This window comes from Vibrio sp. KUL78 (assembly GCF_059725505.1).
In genome coordinates this window covers 2,976,973-2,997,888 of sequence record NZ_AP045837.1, presented here as the reverse complement: position 1 = coordinate 2,997,888, position 20,916 = coordinate 2,976,973, and the positions used below count along the sequence as shown (strand labels likewise).

16 protein-coding genes are annotated in these 20,916 nt (G+C 47.6%); 10 read left to right on the top strand and 6 right to left on the bottom strand.

From position 1 onward, the window contains the following. Positions 1-146: 146 nt before the first annotated feature. Entirely contained in the window at positions 147-1,001 is an 855-nt protein-coding gene (djlA, locus tag AC6I8Y_RS13965; RefSeq protein ID WP_498020374.1) for a co-chaperone DjlA, read from the top strand. Continuing rightward, positions 1,001-1,543, top strand: coding sequence for a DUF924 family protein (locus AC6I8Y_RS13960; RefSeq protein ID WP_394150836.1), 543 nt, complete (start codon positions 1,001-1,003; stop codon positions 1,541-1,543). Before djlA ends, AC6I8Y_RS13960 begins: the two co-directional genes overlap by 1 nt. Before the next feature lie 3 nt (positions 1,544-1,546). Here AC6I8Y_RS13960 and AC6I8Y_RS13955 read toward each other — a convergent pair whose 3' ends face one another. The 5 genes from AC6I8Y_RS13955 to leuA all read right to left on the bottom strand — a co-directional run bounded on the left by AC6I8Y_RS13955 (position 1,547) and on the right by leuA (position 7,305). Then, positions 1,547-2,326, bottom strand: coding sequence for a DUF547 domain-containing protein (locus tag AC6I8Y_RS13955; RefSeq protein WP_394150835.1), 780 nt, complete (start codon positions 2,324-2,326; stop codon positions 1,547-1,549). A 150-nt stretch (positions 2,327-2,476) separates the two neighbouring features. Next, positions 2,477-3,079, bottom strand: a complete 603-nt coding sequence (leuD, locus tag AC6I8Y_RS13950) for a 3-isopropylmalate dehydratase small subunit (RefSeq protein WP_042473468.1) — start codon at positions 3,077-3,079, stop codon at positions 2,477-2,479. Between the two features lie 13 nt (positions 3,080-3,092). Then, the gene (gene leuC / locus AC6I8Y_RS13945) at positions 3,093-4,493 is read right to left on the bottom strand and encodes a 3-isopropylmalate dehydratase large subunit (RefSeq protein WP_234495205.1); all 1,401 of its coding nucleotides are present in this window, start codon (positions 4,491-4,493) and stop codon (positions 3,093-3,095) included. A 61-nt stretch (positions 4,494-4,554) separates the two neighbouring features. Next, entirely contained in the window at positions 4,555-5,643 is a 1,089-nt protein-coding gene (leuB, locus tag AC6I8Y_RS13940) for a 3-isopropylmalate dehydrogenase (protein ID WP_112459557.1), read from the bottom strand. Positions 5,644-5,757: 114 nt separating this feature from the next. Continuing rightward, positions 5,758-7,305: a 2-isopropylmalate synthase gene (leuA, locus tag AC6I8Y_RS13935; protein WP_252012440.1), complete on the bottom strand. Its 1,548-nt coding sequence runs from the start codon at positions 7,303-7,305 to the stop codon at positions 5,758-5,760. A 406-nt stretch (positions 7,306-7,711) separates the two neighbouring features. On the opposite strand from leuA, the gene AC6I8Y_RS13930 reads away from it, so the two are divergent. From AC6I8Y_RS13930 to AC6I8Y_RS13900, 7 genes are all read left to right on the top strand, one after another. Continuing rightward, positions 7,712-8,362, top strand: a complete 651-nt coding sequence (locus AC6I8Y_RS13930) for a TetR/AcrR family transcriptional regulator (RefSeq protein ID WP_042473471.1) — start codon at positions 7,712-7,714, stop codon at positions 8,360-8,362. Between the two features lie 17 nt (positions 8,363-8,379). Next, a complete protein-coding gene (locus tag AC6I8Y_RS13925) occupies positions 8,380-9,699 on the top strand; it encodes an efflux RND transporter periplasmic adaptor subunit (RefSeq protein WP_498020373.1) in 1,320 nt (439 codons plus the stop codon). Beyond that, on the top strand, positions 9,696-12,797 hold the full coding sequence (locus tag AC6I8Y_RS13920; RefSeq protein WP_252012437.1) for an efflux RND transporter permease subunit: 3,102 nt from the start codon (positions 9,696-9,698) through the stop codon (positions 12,795-12,797). Before AC6I8Y_RS13925 ends, AC6I8Y_RS13920 begins: the two co-directional genes overlap by 4 nt. Positions 12,798-12,950: 153 nt before the next feature. Then, entirely contained in the window at positions 12,951-13,484 is a 534-nt protein-coding gene (locus AC6I8Y_RS13915) for a phosphatase PAP2 family protein (RefSeq protein WP_498020372.1), read from the top strand. A gap of 14 nt (positions 13,485-13,498) precedes the next feature. Beyond that, positions 13,499-14,542, top strand: coding sequence for an MJ1255/VC2487 family glycosyltransferase (locus AC6I8Y_RS13910; protein WP_498020371.1), 1,044 nt, complete (start codon positions 13,499-13,501; stop codon positions 14,540-14,542). Between the two features lie 545 nt (positions 14,543-15,087). Beyond that, positions 15,088-16,047, top strand: a complete 960-nt coding sequence (gene leuO, locus AC6I8Y_RS13905) for a transcriptional regulator LeuO (RefSeq protein ID WP_042473481.1) — start codon at positions 15,088-15,090, stop codon at positions 16,045-16,047. A gap of 204 nt (positions 16,048-16,251) precedes the next feature. Then, complete coding sequence (locus AC6I8Y_RS13900) at positions 16,252-18,057, top strand: AMP-dependent synthetase/ligase (RefSeq protein WP_394150829.1); 1,806 nt, start codon at positions 16,252-16,254, stop codon at positions 18,055-18,057. A 61-nt stretch (positions 18,058-18,118) separates the two neighbouring features. Here AC6I8Y_RS13900 and shyC read toward each other — a convergent pair whose 3' ends face one another. Further along, the gene (shyC, locus tag AC6I8Y_RS13895) at positions 18,119-19,408 is read right to left on the bottom strand and encodes a peptidoglycan DD-endopeptidase ShyC (protein ID WP_498020370.1); all 1,290 of its coding nucleotides are present in this window, start codon (positions 19,406-19,408) and stop codon (positions 18,119-18,121) included. Between the two features lie 128 nt (positions 19,409-19,536). On the opposite strand from shyC, the gene tyrS reads away from it, so the two are divergent. Then, a complete protein-coding gene (gene tyrS / locus AC6I8Y_RS13890) occupies positions 19,537-20,724 on the top strand; it encodes a tyrosine--tRNA ligase (RefSeq protein ID WP_446567774.1) in 1,188 nt (395 codons plus the stop codon). Positions 20,725-20,916: the final 192 nt, after the last annotated feature.

Sequence of the window (20,916 nt, the reverse complement as noted above, 5' to 3'; positions counted from 1 at the left end):
CCTGTTTAACTTGATTCATTCAGTTGAATTCGATTGATATTGAATCGTTTATAAGACGGTCTCTATCATAAAGGAAATTGACCTCAACGACACTAGTAGACTGCGAATCAGCGCAAAAATTCATAAATAAAGAGCACATACATCACATGATAGGTAAAATTTTAGGCGTATTTTTCGGCATGTTGTTTGGCGGACCGTTAGGGGCGCTGTTTGGCTTGTTTTTAGGGCATCAGTTTGACAAAGCTCGACGTTTAAATCAGTCCGGTTTCGCACGTGGCGGTTTTGGTGGCGCAGATCAGGCGCAGCGCCAAGAAGAGTTTCTTAATGCAGCGTATGCTGTTATGGGCCATGTGGCGAAGGCGAAAGGTCAGGTAACACGCGAAGAGATCCAGCTTGCCACCATCATGATGGATCGCATGAACCTCAACAGCGAGCAAAAACGTGCCGCACAAGAGGCCTTCCGTGAGGGTAAATCTGCGGATTTTCCGCTTGAGCGAGTCCTAGATAAAGTACGTATTTCATCTGGCGGTCGCCATGACCTTTTGCAGTTCTTCCTTGAGCTTCAAATCTCAGCTGCGTTCGCAGATGGCAGTGTTCACCCAACAGAGCGCGAAGTATTACACCGCATAGCGCAAGGTCTCGGTTTCTCAGCACAACAGCTCGAGCAGCGCCTGCGTATGCAAGAAGCCGCGTTTCGCTTCCAACAGGGCGGTGGCAACTTTGGTGGGGGTCACTATCAAGGTGGGCAGCAAAGTGGTGGCAGTTGGCAACAAGCAAGCAGTGCGTCACAGCTCTCTGATGCCTATGATGTTCTCGGGATTTCTGAAGAAGCGGATGCCAAAGCTGTTAAACGAGCTTATCGTAAGCTAATGAACGAACATCACCCTGATAAACTCATGGCGAAGGGTCTACCGCCAGAGATGATGAATATGGCGAAAGAGAAATCTCAAGAGATCCAAAACGCTTATGATCTCATCAAAAAAGTGAAAGGATTCAAGTAATGCTAACGGACAAGGATGTACTCGATTTTTGGTTTCAAGAGTTATCGCCAAAGGATTGGTTTTCTGGGGACAGAGCACTGGATGAGGTGATTGCTGAAAGGTTTGGAGCGCTTCATGAACAAGCGTGCCAAGGAGAGCTTTATCATTGGCGCTCATCGGCTGAAGGCAGGCTTGCAGAAGTGATTGTGCTCGATCAGTTTTCTCGAAACCTGCATAGAGGCACGCCCGAGTCTTTTGCTTCGGATCCTATGGCTTTGGCATTGGCACAAGAGGCTGTCTTGAGCGGCGCTGACGAAATACTTTCAGCTGAACAGCGCACCTTTCTTTATATGCCCTACATGCACAGCGAATCGTTGAAAATACATGAGGAAGCGGTACAACTGTTTAAAAGCAATGGAATCGAAAACAACCTGGAATTTGAGTATCGCCACAAAGCGATTATTGAACGCTTCGGACGATACCCTCACCGAAATGAGATTTTAGGTAGGGAGTCTACCGCAGAAGAGATTGAATTCTTAAAACAGCCAGGCTCAAGCTTTTAACCCTTACTTCTTGTTTAAGTCCCAATCGTAATCGTATTTGATCTTGCCATCGAAACTGGCAAGATCAGGGCGATACTTCGCCATATGCTTCAATGCACCACCATCCTGCACAAAGTCTGCCTCAAACCATTCATAAATCGACGACAAAGTGATGGTATTTCCCGAAATGCTAGCGCCTTTCGATGAGTTCACAAAAGTATCGGCGGCACTCTCTAGCAGTGCTTCCGTGTTGTCTGCGGTAAATGCCTGAGTCTGCAGATTCGGGCAACCTAGGCTGGCACAGTTGACCGCATAATGCGTTCTAGGATCGTTCCAAATCGGGCGCAGGATGCGGTGCTCAATATCGTTTAAGGTGAGCGCTTGCCCAGTAATACTTATCACTTCATCACCCCATGGACCAAAGCTAAATAAGCCGCCAAGCTTAGTGATGGATTTCACAGGGTACTCATCTAGGATCAAATCAACCGTGATGGCGTTGTAGAGGTTTACCCAGTAGGCGTACTGCTCAGCGCGGCTAAGTTGTCTTGGGTCGATTCGAGCTAGATCACTAATATAGGTTTTGAGCGCTTGCTTATCGTTGGGAGATACACGGACATAGCGCACTAGGGTATTCTCGCCTTCATTGACCAAGTATCGGTCTAGAAAGCTCTGCCATGCTTGGTGCGAAACACTTTGCGTGTTGCTGTCATTACTTTTATCCCAATACGACCAAAGCTCAGATTTTGGTGCCGCAAACACACTGGTGGCAAACATGAGAAAAACCAAAGAGAGAACACGTAGCATAGCGAATATCCATTCCGTTAAGTGATTAATCCAAAAGACCCGATTCAGAGCCGAGTTCTTTCAGCACAGTGACAAACGATATAAAAAAATCCCAGCCTTACTTAAGAAAGTAGGGCTGGGATTGGATAGTTCAACTAATTCGTTAGCAGATTATTTTAAGAAGCTTGGGATCTTCGCTTCATAAGCCGCGATCTTCTCTTCGTGTTGAAGCGTTAGACCGATGTTGTCTAGGCCGTTCAGTAGGCAGTGACGGCGGAATTCATCGATCTCAAAGCTATAAGATTGACCATTTGCGGTCACTTTCATCGCTTCTAGATCAACGGTGATCTCAGCACCTTCATTGGCTTCAACATAGCTAAATAGCTCATCAACTTCTTGTTCTGTCAGACGAACTGGCACCATCTGGTTATTGATAGAGTTGCCGTAGAAGATGTCTGCGAAACTTGGTGCAATCATTACTTGGATGCCGTAATCCGCCAGTGCCCAAGGGGCGTGCTCACGAGATGAACCACAACCGAAGTTTTCGCGAGCAAGCAGAATGCTTGCACCCTGGTAACGAGGCGCGTTCATGACAAACTCTGGGTTATCTTGTTTGCCCGCATCGTCTAGGAAGCGCCAGTCGTGAAATAGGTGCTGACCAAAACCTGTACGCGTAACCTTTTGCAGAAACTGCTTAGGGATAATCGCATCGGTATCGACGTTGGCAGCATCAAGAGGCACGACTAAGCCGGTGTGTTGTTTAAATCCTGACATGGTATGTTCCTTCTTAGTCTAGCTCTCTGATATCAACGAAATGTCCAGCAATAGCGGCTGCAGCGGCCATTGCCGGGCTTACTAGGTGCGTACGACCATCACGGCCTTGGCGACCTTCGAAGTTACGGTTACTGGTCGATGCACAGCGCTCTTGTGGGCCTAAACGGTCATTGTTCATGGCAAGACACATAGAGCAGCCCGGTAGGCGCCATTCGAAGCCTGCATCCTTGAAGATAGCGTCTAAACCTTCCGCTTCTGCCTGAGCTTTCACTTGCTCAGAGCCAGGAACGATAAGTGCTTGAACATGAGAAGCAACCTGACGACCTTTGGCAATTTCTGCCGCCGCACGCATGTCTTCGATACGAGAGTTAGTACAAGAGCCAACAAATACCTTGTCGACTTTGTAATCTTTTAGCGATTTGCCTGCCTCTAGACCCATGTAAGCCAGCGCTTTTTCTGCTGATGCTTTCTCTACAGGATCGGCGAAGCTTTCTGGAGCTGGAATAGGCTGATCAACCGCGATAACTTGACCAGGGTTGGTACCCCAAGTGACTTGAGGCTTAATGTCAGCACCGTTTAGTGTGACTACCGCATCAAAGGTTGCGTCAGCATCGGTTTTGAACGTTTTCCAGTACTCAACCGCCGCATCCCACTCAGCACCTTGAGGCGCAAATTTACGACCTTTTAGGTACTCAAAAGTGGTCTCATCTGGTGCGATAAGGCCCGCTTTCGCGCCCAGCTCGATAGCCATGTTACATACCGTCATGCGACCTTCCATGGAAAGGTCAGTGATGGCTTCACCACAGAACTCAACGACGTATCCCGTACCGCCAGCGGCTGTTGTTTCGCCGATGATCGCGAGAACGATGTCTTTCGCTGTTACGCCTGGTGCCACTTTGCCTTGCACTTCAATCTTCATAGTTTTAGCGCGCGATTGTTTTAGAGTTTGCGTCGCTAGAACGTGCTCAACCTCTGAAGTACCGATACCGAAGGCAAGTGAGCCAAATGCGCCGTGAGTCGCGGTATGAGAGTCACCACATACGATTGTCATCGCTGGCAGTGTAATGCCTAGCTCAGGGCCCATTACGTGCACGATGCCTTGGTATTTGTGGTTGATGTCGTAAAGCGTCACACCAAACTCTTCACAGTTTTTCGATAGCGTTTCCATTTGGATACGCGCCATCTCACCAGAGGCGTTGATGTCTTTGGTCGTGGTTGACACATTGTGGTCCATAGTGGCAAAAGTTTTGCCTACTTGGCGCACTTTACGACCTTTTTCACGCAAGCCATCGAAAGCTTGTGGTGAAGTCACTTCATGAACCAAGTGACGGTCGATATAAAGAATTGGGTTTTCGCCCTCTGCTTCGACGGCAACATGAGCGTCGTAGACTTTTTCGTATAGAGTTTTAGACATTGCTTAATTCCTTGCTTCCCCTAGCCGAATTGAACGGCCATCGGCTAGGGCAGTGTTTTAATTATGAATTCAGTACGTACGCTGCGATCTTGTCACCCATCTCAGAGGTGCTCAATGCTGGCTTGTCACCGGCTAGGTCGGCAGTAAGCTCACCCGCTGCTAGAGCTTTGCTCACTGCTGCTTCAATATCTTGCGCTGCTGCTTCTTCACCTAGGCTGTAACGCAGCATCAGTGCAGCTGAAAGGATTTGAGCTACTGGGTTAGCGATGTTCTTGCCTGCGATATCTGGTGCACTGCCGCCTGCTGGCTCGTAAAGACCAAACTGACTTTCGTTTAGGCTTGCTGATGGCAACATGCCCATAGAGCCTGTGATCATCGCACATTCATCAGAGATGATATCGCCGAAGATGTTTGAGCAAAGCATGATGTCAAACTGCGCTGGGTCTTTAATCAGCTGCATGGTCGCGTTATCGATGTACATGTGGTTAAGCGTCACATCTGGGTAGTCCTTCGCAACTTCTTCAACCACTTCACGCCATAGAATAGAGCTCTGTAGAACGTTCGCTTTGTCGATTGAGTACACGTTTTTGTTACGAAGACGTGCAGATTCAAACGCGATCTTAGCGATACGCTCGATCTCGTAGCGGTGGTATACCTCAGTATCAAACGCTTTCTCTGTCGGGCCTTCGCCTTCACGACCTTTTGGCTGACCAAAGTAGATGCCGCCCGTTAGCTCGCGAACAACCACGATGTCGAAGCCTTTTGCTGAGATATCAGCGCGCAGTGGAGAGAAGTCCTCTAGACCTGCGTGAATCTGCGCAGGGCGCAGGTTACAGAACAGTTGGAAGTGTTTACGAAGTGGAAGTAGCGCACCACGTTCAGGTTGATCGTTTGGTGGAAGGTGTTCCCACTTAGGACCGCCAACCGAACCAAATAGAATCGCATTCGACTCTTCACAGCCTTTTACCGTGCTCTCAGGAAGCGGGCAGCCGTGGTTATCAATGGCAATACCACCTACATCAAACTCTTCACGCTCTAGGGTAATGTTGTGTTTCTCTGAAATTGCATCAAGCACTTTATGAGCCTGAGCCATTACTTCTGGACCAATACCGTCACCTGGTAGAACCGCAATCTTGTAAGTACCTGCCATGGGGCTAATTTCCTTAAATGTTGTATTTGCTTATATTTTTAGGTTTGCTCGCGGCTGTGCGAGCAAACGAATCTTTGGCTTGGCTCCGCGAGGAGTGGAGCCAAGTAATCTGTCTTATACCGTTTCGACTTTCTTCTGCTTCATCACTTCGATTTGATCAGCGCGATGGATACTATTGATAACATGAAGTAGTGCCTGACCTGAAGCCTCAACGATGTCGGTTGAGACACCCGTACCGTGATATTTGCGACCTTTGTAGTTCGCGATGATATCCGCTTGACCTAAGCCATCTTCACCTTCGCCTTTCGCCGTCAAATCAAACTTGTCTAGCACAATGTCATAACCGGTTACGCGATAGATACATTGGTAAAGTGCGTCAACTGGACCATTGCCCACCGCTGCTTCGCATTTCTCTTCGTCACCGCACTGGATCTTGATACTAGTCGTTGCCATGATGCTGCCTGATTGAACGCTTAAGTAGTTCAACTTAAAGAAGTCGTCTTCTTCGCGCAAGTTAGCAAAGTGCATTAATGCTTCTAGGTCGTAGTCGAATACCTGACCTTTGCGATCCGCAAGCTTTAAGAAATCTTGGTACAAGGTATCTAGGTTGTACTCATGCTCACTGTAACCCATTGAATCCATGTGGCTCTTAACGGCCGCGCGGCCAGAACGGCTGGTTAGGTTCAGTGCTTTGTTCTTCAGACCAATAGACTCCGGGGTCATGATCTCGTAAGTGTTCTTGTTCTTTAGCATGCCATCTTGGTGGATGCCTGAGGAGTGGCTGAACGCGTTGGCACCAACAATCGCCTTGTTGTCTTGAATCGGCATATTACATAGCTGAGACACTAGCTTACTGGTGCGGTGGATTTCTTGGTGCTGAAGACCGGTGTGAACGCCTAAGAACTCTTGGCGCGTCTTGATGATCATCGCAATTTCTTCTAGCGAGCAGTTACCTGCACGTTCACCGATACCATTGATGGTCCCTTCGATCTGACGAGCACCAGCTTGCACGGCTGCGATTGAGTTAGCCACTGACATACCCAAGTCATCGTGACAGTGCACAGAGATGATGGCTTTGTCGATGTTTGGAACGCGATTGAAAAGTGTCTGGATGATGCCACCGAACTCATTTGGGACGGTGTATCCTACTGTGTCTGGGATGTTGATGGTGCGAGCGCCAGCATCGATAGCCGCTTCCACCATACGACACAAGTTATCGATAGGAGTACGACCTGCATCTTCACATGAGAACTCGACGTCGTCGGTGTAGTTACGCGCATGCTTAACCGCTTTAACGCCCATCTCAACTACATCGTCGTAGCTGCGGCGCAATTTGTCTTGAACGTGGACGGTCGATGTTGAAATGAAGGTGTGGATACGGAATGCGTCCGCCACTTTTAAGGCTTCAGCTGCCGCATCAATGTCTTTCGCTACCGCTCGAGATAGAGCACACACGCGGCTATCTTTAATGTGTTTCGCTATGGTCTGCACCGATTCAAAATCACCCGGAGAGGAGATAGGGAAACCAGCTTCGATAACATCAACACCTAAACGCTCGAGCGCATAAGCAATTTGCAGCTTCTCTTTCACTGTTAGACTTGCTGAAAGTGCTTGTTCGCCGTCACGTAATGTGGTGTCGAATATAATCACCTGATCGTTCATATTTGCTTCCTCTTTTTCCAGGTTAATCGTTTACGTCCAGTTCAATCGATATAAAAAAACCCGCTTGTGTAAGCGGGTTTTTTGGAATTCTTTATGTGGTGTTTTTCGTCCACAACCTACCCGCGCGATGTTTTCACGATAAGGAGGAGGTTCAGGAGTAGAGAAAAACGTAATGACACTGTTATGCGTTCCACAAAAATAAGTTACAAGATTAGTACCGCACTCAGCTTCATGCGTCAAGGATTAATCTGAATTTTTATAGATATCGGAGCAGTTCGCTTTTTTATCCGAGGTAAGGGGAGCGCTTAATTAATCACATGATTAATATTTGATGAATTTAACTGTTCGCCGATTGAGCAAGCTTTACTCTACAATTAATCAATGATTAATAAAAGTAAGGATTGGTATGACGAACGCTACTGAGACCACGCGTAAAGTCGGTCGCCCCAAAGAGCGCACGGATGCGAGGCACAAGCTCCTTACCCATGCGAGAGAACTGTTTGTCGTCATGCCTTATGACAAAGTCTCAACACGTCTGATTGCTCAAAAGGCGGGCGTCAATATTGCCATGATTCGCTACTACTTTGGTAACAAAGAAGGTCTTTTTGAGACTATGGTTCGCGAAACCATGATGCCGATGAAAAAGAAGATGGATGACATTTTCAACGAGAGCGATCATCGTAATCTGTTTGAGTTCATGCGTATTTACTACCATGAAATGAATAAAGTCCCTCAGTTTCCGAGATTGGTCGCTCAAGTCATGCACATGCCGCCTTCAGCGACGCAGCGACGATTGTTTGAAAAGGTGTTCACCGATATGGGAAGGCCCGACCATGATTTGATGTTTGGTAAGCTTAAAAAAGCGGGATACCTGCACAGCGATGTCAATCCAAAGCTCTGTAAAGTCTCTTTTATTGCTCTAATGGTTTTCCCATTTGTGGCGCCGCCCGCCATGCTGCAATTACACGGCATTGAGTTAACCGAATCTTTCCTTGATGAACTGTTAGAACACAACATTCGTCTGCTCTCACGTGGTTTACTGCGTGACCAAACCTAATTACAGAATGTAACTCTATGAAGTCTATAAACAAAAAATTCCTGTTCTTTCCTGCGCTCGCAGTAGGCGTCGTGGCACTAATCGCTGCCGTAAACCTACGTCCTGATGTGCCAACCAAACCGGCAGGCGATCGTTCACGTGTGGTGGATATTTTGCCGCTACAACCACAGATGTCAGCGCCAGTAGCGATTGGCTTTGGCCGTGCTGAGCCGAAGGTACAGTGGCAAGCCATTGCTGAAGTGACGGGCGCGGTTATCTATAAGCATCCGAATCTTGAAAAAGGCACAGTGATAGCGGCGGGCACAGAAATTCTTCGAATTGACCCTTTAGATTATGAGCTCAAGCTATCTCAAGCCATTGCTGATCTGAAATCGAGCCAAACCCAGTTGGCGCGTCTTGATCAAGAAGAGACCAACCTAAAGCAGACCCTGTCGATTGAGATGAACCGCTTAAAACTGGCGGAAAACGAGTATCAGCGCCGTGTGGACTTAAATAAGCGCGGGCTGACCTCACAGTCTGATGTTGATACCCAGCAGCAAAACATGTTGTCACAGAAGAAGCTAGTCCAAGAGATTGAGAACCAACTGGCGCTGATGCCAGACGAGCGTGGTGTGTCTGAGGCATTGGTTAAGGTGAATCAAGCGAAAGCGGATGAAGCGCAGCGCTCGCTAGAGAAAACCCGTATTACACTGCCGATGACGATGCGTATCTCAGAGGTCGATGCTGAGATCAATCAGGTGGTCAACTTACAGCAAACCATGGTCACTGCGCACCTCAATGATGTCATGGAAGTAGAAGCTCAGCTGTCGATCCATGACTTACAGCTGCTCTCTGACACACTCTCATGGGATGAAAACCAAGCCGAACGCGGCGAGCTCGATAAACTGCAAGCGACAGTCGAGCTAAGTAGCGGCAACCTAACCGCGACTTGGCCTGCAAAAGTTGCGCGCGTCAGTGAAACGGTTGATGCCAACCAAGCCACCGCAGGGGTGATCCTTGAGGTTTCTCAGCTACCAAGCAGCAACGGCTTAGCAGGCACACCTGTGTTGGTTAATGGCATGTTTGTGAAGGCGACAATTGAAGGGCAAAAACAGCAATCTTGGTCTGTTCCTGAGCGTGCTCTGCATGGCGACAAAATCTACTTGATGAACGCCGAAAATCGATTGGAAATGCGCGATGTGAATGTCGAGTATCGCCGCGATAACCAAGTGATCATTTCTGGTGATCTCGAAGCGGGTGAGAAAGTGATCCTCAACGATATCTTGCCTGCCATTGAGGGGATGCTACTGCGTGATAGTCAAAGTGATGATCACAGCGTTGGAGAGGTCACCCAATGATTCGTTTTTTTTCCAAACACCCAACGGCGGCGAACCTATTGATGCTCGCGCTGCTGATACTGGGTATCAGCTCGCTGTCGACCATCAAGCGTGAGACCTTTCCTGAGTTCGATCCGCCCTACATCATGGCTGCGATCACTTACCCTGGCGCCTCTCCACAAGAAGTGGAAGAGAGCTTGTGTGTACGTATGGAAGATGCCGTTGACGGCCTTTCAAACATCGTCGAGACCAAGTGTGAAGCGATTGAAGGCTCCGCAAGACTGACCCTTAAGCTTGATGAAAAAGCGGACATTGGCCGAATGCTGGTGGATGTTCAAACTCAGATCAATGCGATTAACGACTTTCCTGATGAGATTGAATCTCCCGTCGTACAAGAGCTGGATTGGAACGAACCGGTTGTCGATGTGGCGATCACCGCTGAGACCAGTTGGCCAGAATTAAAAGCCTATGCGGAGCAGCTAAAACGCACACTTAAGCTCGACTATGGTGTTTCACTCGTTGATGTCAGTGGCTTTTCTGATCACCAGTACCGCGTTGAGCTGAATACTCAGATCATGCGTCAGCTTGGGTTAAGTATCGGTGATATTGCAACCCAGATTGGTAATCAAAATATTAAGCTGCCTAGCGGTAATGTCGAAACGGAAGACAAGAACTTTCTGATTCGCTTTGATGAGAGGCGTATTACCCCTCAAGAGTTGGAGTCGATCGTGGTGGGCTCCAGCCCAAGTGGTGCGTTGATTCGTCTCAAAGATGTCGCGACCATTACCGACCGATTCGAACTGGATGAACAAAAAGTCCTGTTTAACGGCAAGCCATCTGCCGTACTTAAAATCAGCAAGAATAAGGAAGACGACGCGCTACGTGTGAAAGAGAAGGTGACGGAGTTTGTTGAAGCGCAGCGCCTAATTGCCCCTGAAGGGGTCACGCTTGAGATGACCAATGATATGTCGTCCATACTGTGGGATCGTCTGACCATGATGGTGAAAAACGGCTGGCAAGGTATCTTGCTGGTGTTTGCAACCATGTGGCTATTCTTTAGTTTCCGTTACTCATTCTGGGTGGCCGCGGGCTTGCCGGTGGCGTTCCTTGGTGGTCTGTTCTTGATGGCGAATCTCGGGCTCTCCATCAACATCATGTCATTGGTGGGACTGCTAATGGCGATTGGTATCATGATGGATGATGCCATCGTGATCGCAGAGTCGATACAGGCGCACCTAGACCGTGGGCAGAAAATTGATGATGCGGTGATAAACGGCGTTAAGAAGGTGCTGCCAGGTGTCATTTCATCTTTCTTAACCACAGTGTGTATCTTCGGTAGCTTGCTGTTCTTGCAAGGGGAGATGGGCGCGGTACTAAGAGCTGTGCCTCAAGTGCTGATACTTGTGTTGTCTCTAAGTCTGGTCGAAGCCTTCTTGATTCTGCCAAATCACCTGTCTCACTCGCTGCATAAGCACAACCGTGATAAGCAGCCTGTGAAGTTTAAACGAGTTCTGCTGGAGCGTTTTGAGCACTTCAGAAATACCACGCTAGTCAATGCGGTAGATAAAGTCGTCTCTTATCGCTACGCCTTCATGGGTAGTGTGTTCGCGGCGCTGCTTATCTCTGTCAGCCTACTTGCCGGTGGTGTGGTGAAGTTCAATCCATTCCCTGCATTGGACGGTGACATTGCCGAAGCTCGTATTATTCTGCCGCCGGGGGCATCTTTATCTCAGACCGAGCGAGTGGTTGATAAAATCGTTCTATCCGCTGAAAAGCTTAATAAGCAGTGGAGTGAAGAGATGGAAGGGGGTGAAACCCTAGTCAAGCAGATCACCAGCCAGTTCAACACCAACCAAGATGCCAACGAGTCGGGTCCTCATATAGCGACGGTTAGACTGGATCTGCTGAGTGCAGAGATCCGAAACACGCTTATCGATGAGTTTATCGATGCTTGGCGTGAGGATGTGGGAGAGCTTGCTGACCCAATATCTATGGTCTTCAAGCAGCCTACGATGGGGCCGGGTGGTCGAGCGATTGAAGTGCGCATTGCACATGACGATCTGGACATGCTGAAAGCCGCATCGGTGGAGATCCAACAATACCTGAATGAATTTGATGGTGTGAGCGGCGTGCTCGATGACATGCGCCTCGGTAAAGAAGAGATCTTAGTTAAACTGCGCCCGGGTGCTGAGAGCTTTGGGGTGAACGGTCAGATGATCGCAAGTCAGTTGCGTGCGGCCTTCTTTGGTCAAACCGCCGATGAGATCCAAGTGGGCGTTGAGAACATCAAGATTGAAGTGAAACTCGACAAGCAAGATATCGGCGACATTCAGCAGTTGTCGAACTTCCCGATTTTCTTAGCAGACGGCTCGCAAGTACCGCTGGCATCGGTCGCGACACTCGATTTTCAGCGTAATTATGTTCGTATTCAACGCGTTAACGGCCTAAGAACGGTCAGTGTGTTTGGTGATGTTGATACAAGCAAAGCGAGCTCCACCGATATCATTAGACAGTTCCAAGCCGAAGAAGTCGCTAAGCTCCAGAAAGAGTATCCTGGGTTGCGTTTTGATTTTGAGGGTGAAACCAAAGACAGCGCAGAGACAGGCGCATCGATGGCGAAAGGCTTTTTGCTAGGGCTATTTGGCGTCTTCACCATTCTTAGCTACCAGTTCAGAAGCTACCTAGAGCCGTTTGTGGTGATGCTGGCAATACCGCTTGCGTTTATCGGCGTGGTTTGGGGACACTTACTTCTAGGGCACTCGATGAGTATGCCAAGTATTATGGGCTTTGTGTCTTTGGCGGGGATTGTTGTGAATGACTCAATCTTGCTGGTGCAGTACATACGTCACCACGTTGATGAAGGCGACTCTGTACATGACTCAGTGGTGAAAGCGAGTCGTGAGCGCTTCAGAGCCGTGTTCTTAACATCGATGACCACAGCTGCCGGTTTGCTGCCTTTGTTAACCGAGACCAGCCTGCAGGCTCAGGTTATTCAGCCTCTGGTTATCTCCATTGTGTTTGGTATTTTTGCATCCACTGCTTTGGTGCTATTCATGATTCCTTCGGCCTACGCCATCCTCGCGGATTGGGGATTGGTTCATAAGCATGAAGAGCTTTAACACGCCATAAATCCTCTCTCAATCAAATGAAAGTTAGTGACTAGGGTTCCTCTAGCGCTAACTTTCATCATTTCTCCAATAAACCGTCACCGAATTGTCATTGTTGCTGACTACTTTTTGATCATGAACTGCGCGTCTAACAAGGAGTAGGTTGTGCGAACGATTGAACCGATTGCAAGAATGGATTTGGCATTTTCATTGTTTTGTTTGGGGCACCGATTTAACGCTCAGGTAGCTCGAGTGAGTCGCTGGGTATCCCGCACCGGCGATGGGCATTTATACCTTTTACTTGGCGTGTCGGTTTGGCTCTTTGACGACACTGTAGGCAAGCTGTTTTTTGCCGCTGCTCTGCTGGCATTCGCGATTGAACTACCGATTTATTGGCTGGCCAAAAATAGCTTCAAGCGCCGCAGACCCGAAGAGTTCTCCAATCTTTTACATGCCTTTATCACGCCATCGGATCGCTACAGTTTGCCATCCGGGCACACGGCGGCAGCGTTTTTAATGGCGACCATCATTGGTCATTTCTATTCAGGTTGGCACGATGCTGCATTGATGTGGGCCGCCTTCATCGGAGCGTCACGCATTTTACTCGGAGTTCACTTTCTTACCGATGTCGTCATTGGCGCAGCGCTTGGTCTTTCGTCGGCTCAGATCGCGCTTAACTACGTTCTAGACAAGTTTTAAAAGGAACCGCATTAATGAAAATACTTTACGGTGTTCAGGGGACGGGAAATGGGCATATTGCACGTGCAAGGGCGATGTGTCATGCGCTGAAGTCTCATGATGTAGAAGTCGATTTTCTTTTTTCTGGGCGAGCGAAAGACAAATACTTCTCGATGGAACAGTTTGGTGACTATCAAACCCGCAGAGGTTTTAGCTTTGTCACAGAAAACGGCCGGGTGAATTACATGAAAACCGCGCTAGAAAACAGTTTGCCTTCGTTCCTTGCAGAGGTGCGCGAGTTAGATGTCAGTGGTTATGACCTTGTCGTGAACGATTTTGAGCCGGTTTCTGCATGGGCGGCGAAAAGGCAAAAAGTCCCTACAGTTAGTATTAGTCATCAGAACGCGTTTCTTTTCGACGTTCCTCAAAAAGGAGCGAACTGGCTAGATGATTCTGTGATACAGCATTTCGCACCGTCGCAATATCAACTGGGACTTCACTGGTATCATTTTGGTCAGCCGATTTTGCCTCCCATCGTTCACACCCTTGAGCAGGATGTTACCTCGGAAGATTTTATTTTGGTCTACCTGCCATTTGAAAACACCGATGCCATCATTGATCTTCTTCTTCGCTTTGCAAGGCATAATTTTGTTTGCTATCACCCTGACAATATCGAACACGCGCGAGTCGAGAATATCTTGATGAAGCCGCTCAGCCATGAAAGCTTTCAATGCGATTTGCATCGCTGCTCTGGCGTGATTGCTAACGGGGGCTTTGAACTGCCTTCAGAAGCACTTAGCCTGGGTAAAAAGCTGTTGGTGAAACCACTAGATGGCCAGTTTGAGCAGCAAAGTAATGCGGCGACGTTAGAGAGTTTAGGGCTGGCTCAGTCTATGGACTTTTTAGATGCCGGCGTTATTCGAGACTGGTTGGATGAAAAGCAGGCGGAGCGCGTGTTCTACCCCGACGTCGCAGAAGGTATTGCCAACTGGCTCGTTAGCGGCAACTGGTCATGCAGTGCGAGTTTGCGTGAGAGTTTGTGGGAGAAAGTAGACTTCCCAAGTTACGCTTCTATCTGACCATTACCATCCTTACCGATTTACAACAAAGCCCAACCTCACTCTAGGTTGGGCTTTGTTGTTATTGTCATACAGTTCATCCGTTTACATACATAGAGCTCTCTGTATTGGATTTTCGTCCGTGTAGCGTATGACGATGATGAATACTAACTATATATAATGCGAATAGTAGTGGCTGAAATTTAATCGTATATCAAATAGACTATGAGGTAGAGCTTTGCACCTTGTTATAGTGCCTAGTTATGATTTGGCATACTAACTTGGACAAAAGTTATTAAAAATGTAATTTATCTTTTTTTATATATGATTTAAATTACTGTTATTAAAGGTTATTGTAATTAACCTGATAAAATTTGATGATTCTTTGTCAATCTTGTTGGTGTTGAGTTAATTATTGGTGGATAGTTGGTTTCGTCCTCGAAGTATGCAGAGGATTAATAGAATGATGTAGGGTACCCCTGAGGCGATGACGCTGTTCTCATTGCTCTCTTTTATTGGTTACCTGTTCCCCATAGTCGAGATTGAAATTACACGAGGCTTACTAAATGTTAGACAAAAAAGATGCTATGAGCGCAATCGCTAGTTACCGCATGGAAAGCACATTACGCGGCGTAGATCTAAACCTATTGACTGTTTTCGACGCAGTGATGCAAGAGCAGAATATCACTCGCGCGGCGCACAATTTGGGTATGTCGCAACCTGCAGTAAGTAACGCAGTAGCGCGTCTAAAAGTGATGTTTAATGACGAGCTATTTATGCGTCAGGGCCGTGGTATTCAGCCTACACAACGAGCACGTCAATTGTTTGGTCCTGTTCGTCAAGCGCTACAATTGATCCGCAACGAGCTTCCAAGCTCTATCTTCACACCAGAGACATCAACTCGTCTATTTAAGATGGCGATTTGCTCTCCATGTGACATGCGTTTTGCTCCAAAAATCATGCAAACTATCTCTGAGCAAGCGCCGCACGTGCAGCTTCACTTAGACGCAGAAGCGGATCGTCAGCTCGCTGATCGTATGCGCTACCAAGAGATCGATTTTGTTATCGACTACGCTCGTTACGATGCGCAAGGTTTCTCAAGCACAGAGATCTTCCAAGATGAGTTGGTTGTGGTTGCAGCGAAAAACCACCCACGTATCCATGGTGCAGTAAGCACAGCGCAACTAGCCAATGAAAAGCACGCTAAGCTGTCTAAAGTTCACGGTGTACGCAGCTTCTCAGAGCAGGCTTATCGCGACCTTGAGTGTCAAGCGTCTTACGAAGGCACTAGCCTTAGCAATGTGCTGTATGTGGTAGGTCAGTCGGAGCTAGTGACGATCGCTCCACGTTGGTTAGTTGAAAACGCTGTTAATAAAGAGCAGCTACAAGTACTTACTCTGCCAACAGAAAACAACAAAATCAGCGGTTTCCTAAGCTGGCACGAGTCGAGCGAAAAAGACAAAGGTCACATCTGGCTACGTGATCAGCTAATGGTTATCTGCGGCGAAGTTGTTGCTTTGTCATAATCCATTACAACTTTAGTCATCGAGCCCTAAGCACGCTGTGCTTGGGGCTTTTTTATTGGTTTCAGCGCTTTATTATCATCGCACGGTAAATCGGGTAGGAATTATTGATAACTTTGATATGGGTCTGTTGCCTTTTTCAGCGGCAGATGTACACTTGTGCGCTCAAAAGGCTTACATGTGTAAGCTAAAAGGTAAAGATAGAACATGGCTAATTTAGATTTCCATATTGTAAAGAAGATTCGTGACCGAATCGCACAAGGTGGCGACAAGATCGCCTTACGACATAAAATCAACAATGTGTGGCAAGGGATTAGCTGGAAGGAGTTTGGAGTCAACATTGATGCGTTGTCTCTGGCTCTGATTGGAAAAGGAATCCAACCTCAAGATAAGATTGGTATCATTTCGAACAACATGCCGAAATGGACCATTGCTGATTTGGCTGCATTACAAGTGCGCGCAGTGACTGTGCCGCTATACCCTACCAATACGCCAGCTCAAACCAGTTATATCGTTCAAAATGCGGATGTGCGTATTCTCTTTGTTGGTGAGCAGGAGCAATACGATGCAGCGCTATCTATTTTTCATGAATGTGAGCAGCTAGAACTCATCGTTGCGATGAGTGAAGAGATCGTTCTAGAAGACAACAGTTTCTCGGTAAGCTGGCAGCAATTTATTGCTGATGCCAGTATCGAGAATCAGTTAGAACTTACAGAGCGTTTGTCACAAGCCAACTACGACGATCTACTGACGCTGATCTATACCTCTGGAACAACGGGTCAGCCAAAAGGGGTCATGCTTGACTATGCAAATATTGCAGCACAGCTTCGCGGACACGATGAGAGACTGAGCTTAAGCGAGAGCGATGTGTCTCTTTGTTTCCTTCCGCTCTCTCATGTGTTTGAGCGCGCGTGGACATTCTACGTCTTGTATAAAGGTGGCACGAACTGCTACTTGCAAGACACAATGCAGGTACGTGACGCGTTAGGCGAAATTCGCCCAACGGTAATGAGTGCGGTGCCACGCTTCTACGAGAAGATTTTCTCTGCGATTCATGAACGTGTATCTAAAGCGCCAATTCATCGCAAGATCCTGTTTACCTGGGCGGTAAACATGGGTGCGAAAATGGCGCAATGCCGCCAAGATAATGTCGAGCCATCCTTTTTGCTTAAGAAAAGCTACGCGCTGGCAGACAAGATCGTGCTTGCTAAACTGCGTGAGCTGCTTGGCGGTCGTATTAACTTTATGCCATGTGGCGGCGCTAAACTTGACGAAACCATTGGTCGTTTTTTCCAAGCGATTGGTATCAACGTCAAGCTAGGCTACGGCATGACCGAAACCACAGCGACGGTTTCTTGTTGGGATGATACCTGCTATAACCCAGGCTCTATTGGGATGCCAATGCCAGGTGCTGAGGTTAAGATCGGCGACAACAATGAGATCCTCGTCCGTGGTCCTATGGTCATGCGTGGCTATTACAAGCTACCTGAAGAAACTGCGAAGACCTTTGATGCTGACGGTTTCTTGAAAACGGGTGATGCGGGTGAATTTGATGCGCAGGGTAATCTGTTTATCACTGATCGCATCAAAGAGCTAATGAAGACCTCAAATGGTAAGTACATTGCGCCGCAAGCTATTGAAGGCGCTATCGGTAAAGACCATTACATTGAGCAGATTGCGGTTATCGCTGATACCCGTAAGTTTGTTTCTGCTTTGATCGTACCGTGCTTTGATACACTGGAAGAGTATGCCAAAGAGCTCAATATCAAATATCAAGACCGTCTGGAGCTGATTAAGCATCATGAAGTGGTTGAGATGTTTGAGAAACGCATTACCGAGCTGCAAAAAGAACTGGCTAAGTTTGAGCAGGTGAAGAAGTTCAAACTGCTACCAACAGGCTTTTCTATGGATAAGGGTGAGCTGACACCAACGCAGAAACTGCGCCGTAAAGTCATCAACGACCGTTACCAGGACGAAATCGAAGAGATGTATCGCGACGCACCGAGCAAGTAATACACTCTAAGTAAACGAAAGCCCCGAGCAATGCTTGGGGCTTTTTTGTTGCTTTGATTTTTTAGTTGTTGGCGTAAAGCAGTTCGCTGTATCGGTCTAAAGTATTGAGGCGGTTCTGCGCATTGGCTAAGAAGGTTTGCTTCGCTTTGCCTGTTAAAGACTTAGATTGTGGAAGCTTGACCGTTCTTGGATTCTTATGAACGCCATTAACCAAGAATTCATAATGGAGGTGAGGGCCGGTCACTCGACCTGTGCCCCCAAGTGTTCCTACAGTCTGTCCTTGCTTTACACGCTGCCCGGTTTTTACCTTACGTTTCTGTAGGTGCAAGTACTTGGTAATAAAGGTGTTACTGTGTTTGATAAACACATAATTACCATTGAACTGGTTATAGCTAGATTTGATTACCGTACCATCGCCTGCTGCCCAGATCGGTGTACCAACTGGAGCAGCATAATCGGTGCCTCGGTGAGCTCGAACTTTACCTGTGACTGGGTGGCGACGGTTCGGATTGAAGTTTGACGTTACACGCCTAAAGTCGAGTGGTGCTCGCAAGAACGCCTTTTTCATCGCTCGACCGTTCTCGTCGTAATAGTTACCTGTTTTGTCATCAAAGATGGCGGTAAACGTGTCATTTTGGTTTTTAAAGATAGCGGCGATGATCTTGCCGCGGCCAATCACTTCGCCTTCGACGACTTTCTCTTGATACAGTAGTTTAAAGTAGTCGCCAGAGCGGATATCTAACGCAAAGTCGATATCCCAACCAAAAATACCCGCAAGCTCCATGATTTGGTTGGCGGTCAATCCTGCGCCGATTCCGGCGTTCCAGAAGTTTGAGCTGATCTCCGCTTGCGCATAGTTGTATTGGTAGTCGACCTGTTTTTTGTCCCAGCTAGAGGTAAAGCCTTTCTCGGTTTTGGTGACCTTGAAGGTCTCATAGTCATTGATACGGCGCTTTAATTGCACGAAGTCGCTGTTTTCGTCAAAACCAAAGGTCAGCTTGTCACCGGGGCGCAAACGCGAAAGCTGCTGCTTAATATCATCATTGGTATAGATAAGATCGTGAAGCAGGCGAGGAGAGAGTCCAAGACGTTGAAATAGAATTGCCGCACTCTCACCGGAGCGAACGGTATGCTCTTCCCACTTTAACACCACGGTCGGCGGTGCAGCATTACCAATTGGGAATGCATCGCTATCAATGGAGAGCGCGTAGTGCTTGCCAATTTCGAGTCGGTCGTTTCTATCATCCAGCTCTGAGATATCTGGCAGAAACAGTGCAACGACGATAATGGCACTAAAAAAGGCGATGAGCGCGCGATGGAGCCAAGGCAAGCGCTTAAAAACAGAGACCATGAGCGTTTAATTCAACATTATTTTGAAATTTCCTAAACCAAATAGTCTAACTGGTTTCAAAAAACATCGCTATTCAAGTAAGATGTCCAACTATTATATTTTTGCCAAATCTGTGGGAGTGAACAAGAATGGCGAACCTTGAAGCAGCGTTGGCTGAAATCAAACGCGGTGTTGACGAGCTAATTCCAGAAGAAGAACTGATTGCGAAGCTAAAAGAGAACCGTCCTCTTCGCATTAAACTGGGTGCCGATCCAACTGCGCCAGATATTCACCTAGGCCATACCGTAATTTTGAACAAACTACGTGCATTCCAAGACCTAGGCCACGACGTGACGTTCCTGATCGGTGACTTCACCGGTATGGTTGGCGACCCAACGGGTAAAAACACGACTCGCCCACCGCTAACTCGTGAAGACGTACTGCGTAACGCAGAAACGTATAAAGAGCAGGTATTTAAAATCCTAGATCCTGCAAAAACTAAGATTGCATTTAACTCTGAGTGGCTATCTGAGCTTGGCGCTGAAGGCATGATTCGTCTTGCTGCAAACCAAACAGTTGCTCGTATGCTTGAGCGTGATGACTTTAAAAAGCGTTACGGCAACAACCAGCCAATCGCAATCCACGAATTTATGTATCCACTGCTTCAAGGTTACGACTCAGTCGCGATGGAGACGGATGTAGAGCTTGGTGGTACAGACCAGAAGTTCAACCTACTTATGGGTCGTGAACTGCAAAAGTCGCACGGTCAAAAACCACAAGTTGTGCTTACTATGCCACTACTAGTTGGTCTAGACGGCGTGAAGAAGATGTCTAAGTCTGCTCACAACTACATCGGTGTAAGTGAAGCGCCATCAGAAATGTTCGGTAAGATCATGTCTATCTCTGATGATTTGATGTGGAGCTACTACGAGCTGCTTTCATTCCGTCCACTAGGCGAGATTGCGCAGTTTAAGGCAGACGTTGAAGGTGGTGCAAACCCTCGTGACGTTAAGATCTTGCTGGCGAAAGAAATCATTGCTCGTTTCCACTCAGAAGCAGATGCTGATGCGGCGGAAAAAGAGTTCATCAACCGTTTCCAAAAAGGCGCGATGCCAGAAGAGATGCCTGAGTTCGAATTCGATGCAGGTCTTCCAATCGGTAACCTACTAAAAGAAGCGGGTCTTGTGAGCTCAACGTCTGATGCTATGCGCATGGTCCGCCAAGGTGCGGTGAAGATCGATGGCGAGAAGGTTGAAGATACTAAGCTAGTACCAGCAGCAGGCCAAGCGGTTTACCAAGTGGGTAAACGTAAGTTTGCTCGCGTTACATTGAAGTAATCTTCAATACTGTGAGGGCGCTTTGAGAAGATCCCTGCCTGCGCAGGGATGACACAGTACAGACTACAGTGTTTATTCAATGCGCATCAAAAACCTCCTTCGGGAGGTTTTTTTGTATCGGTTGATTGCCGATCTACAGGCATAAAAAAACAGACGCTTGTGCGTCTGTTTTTTAGTATCTGTTTACTTAGC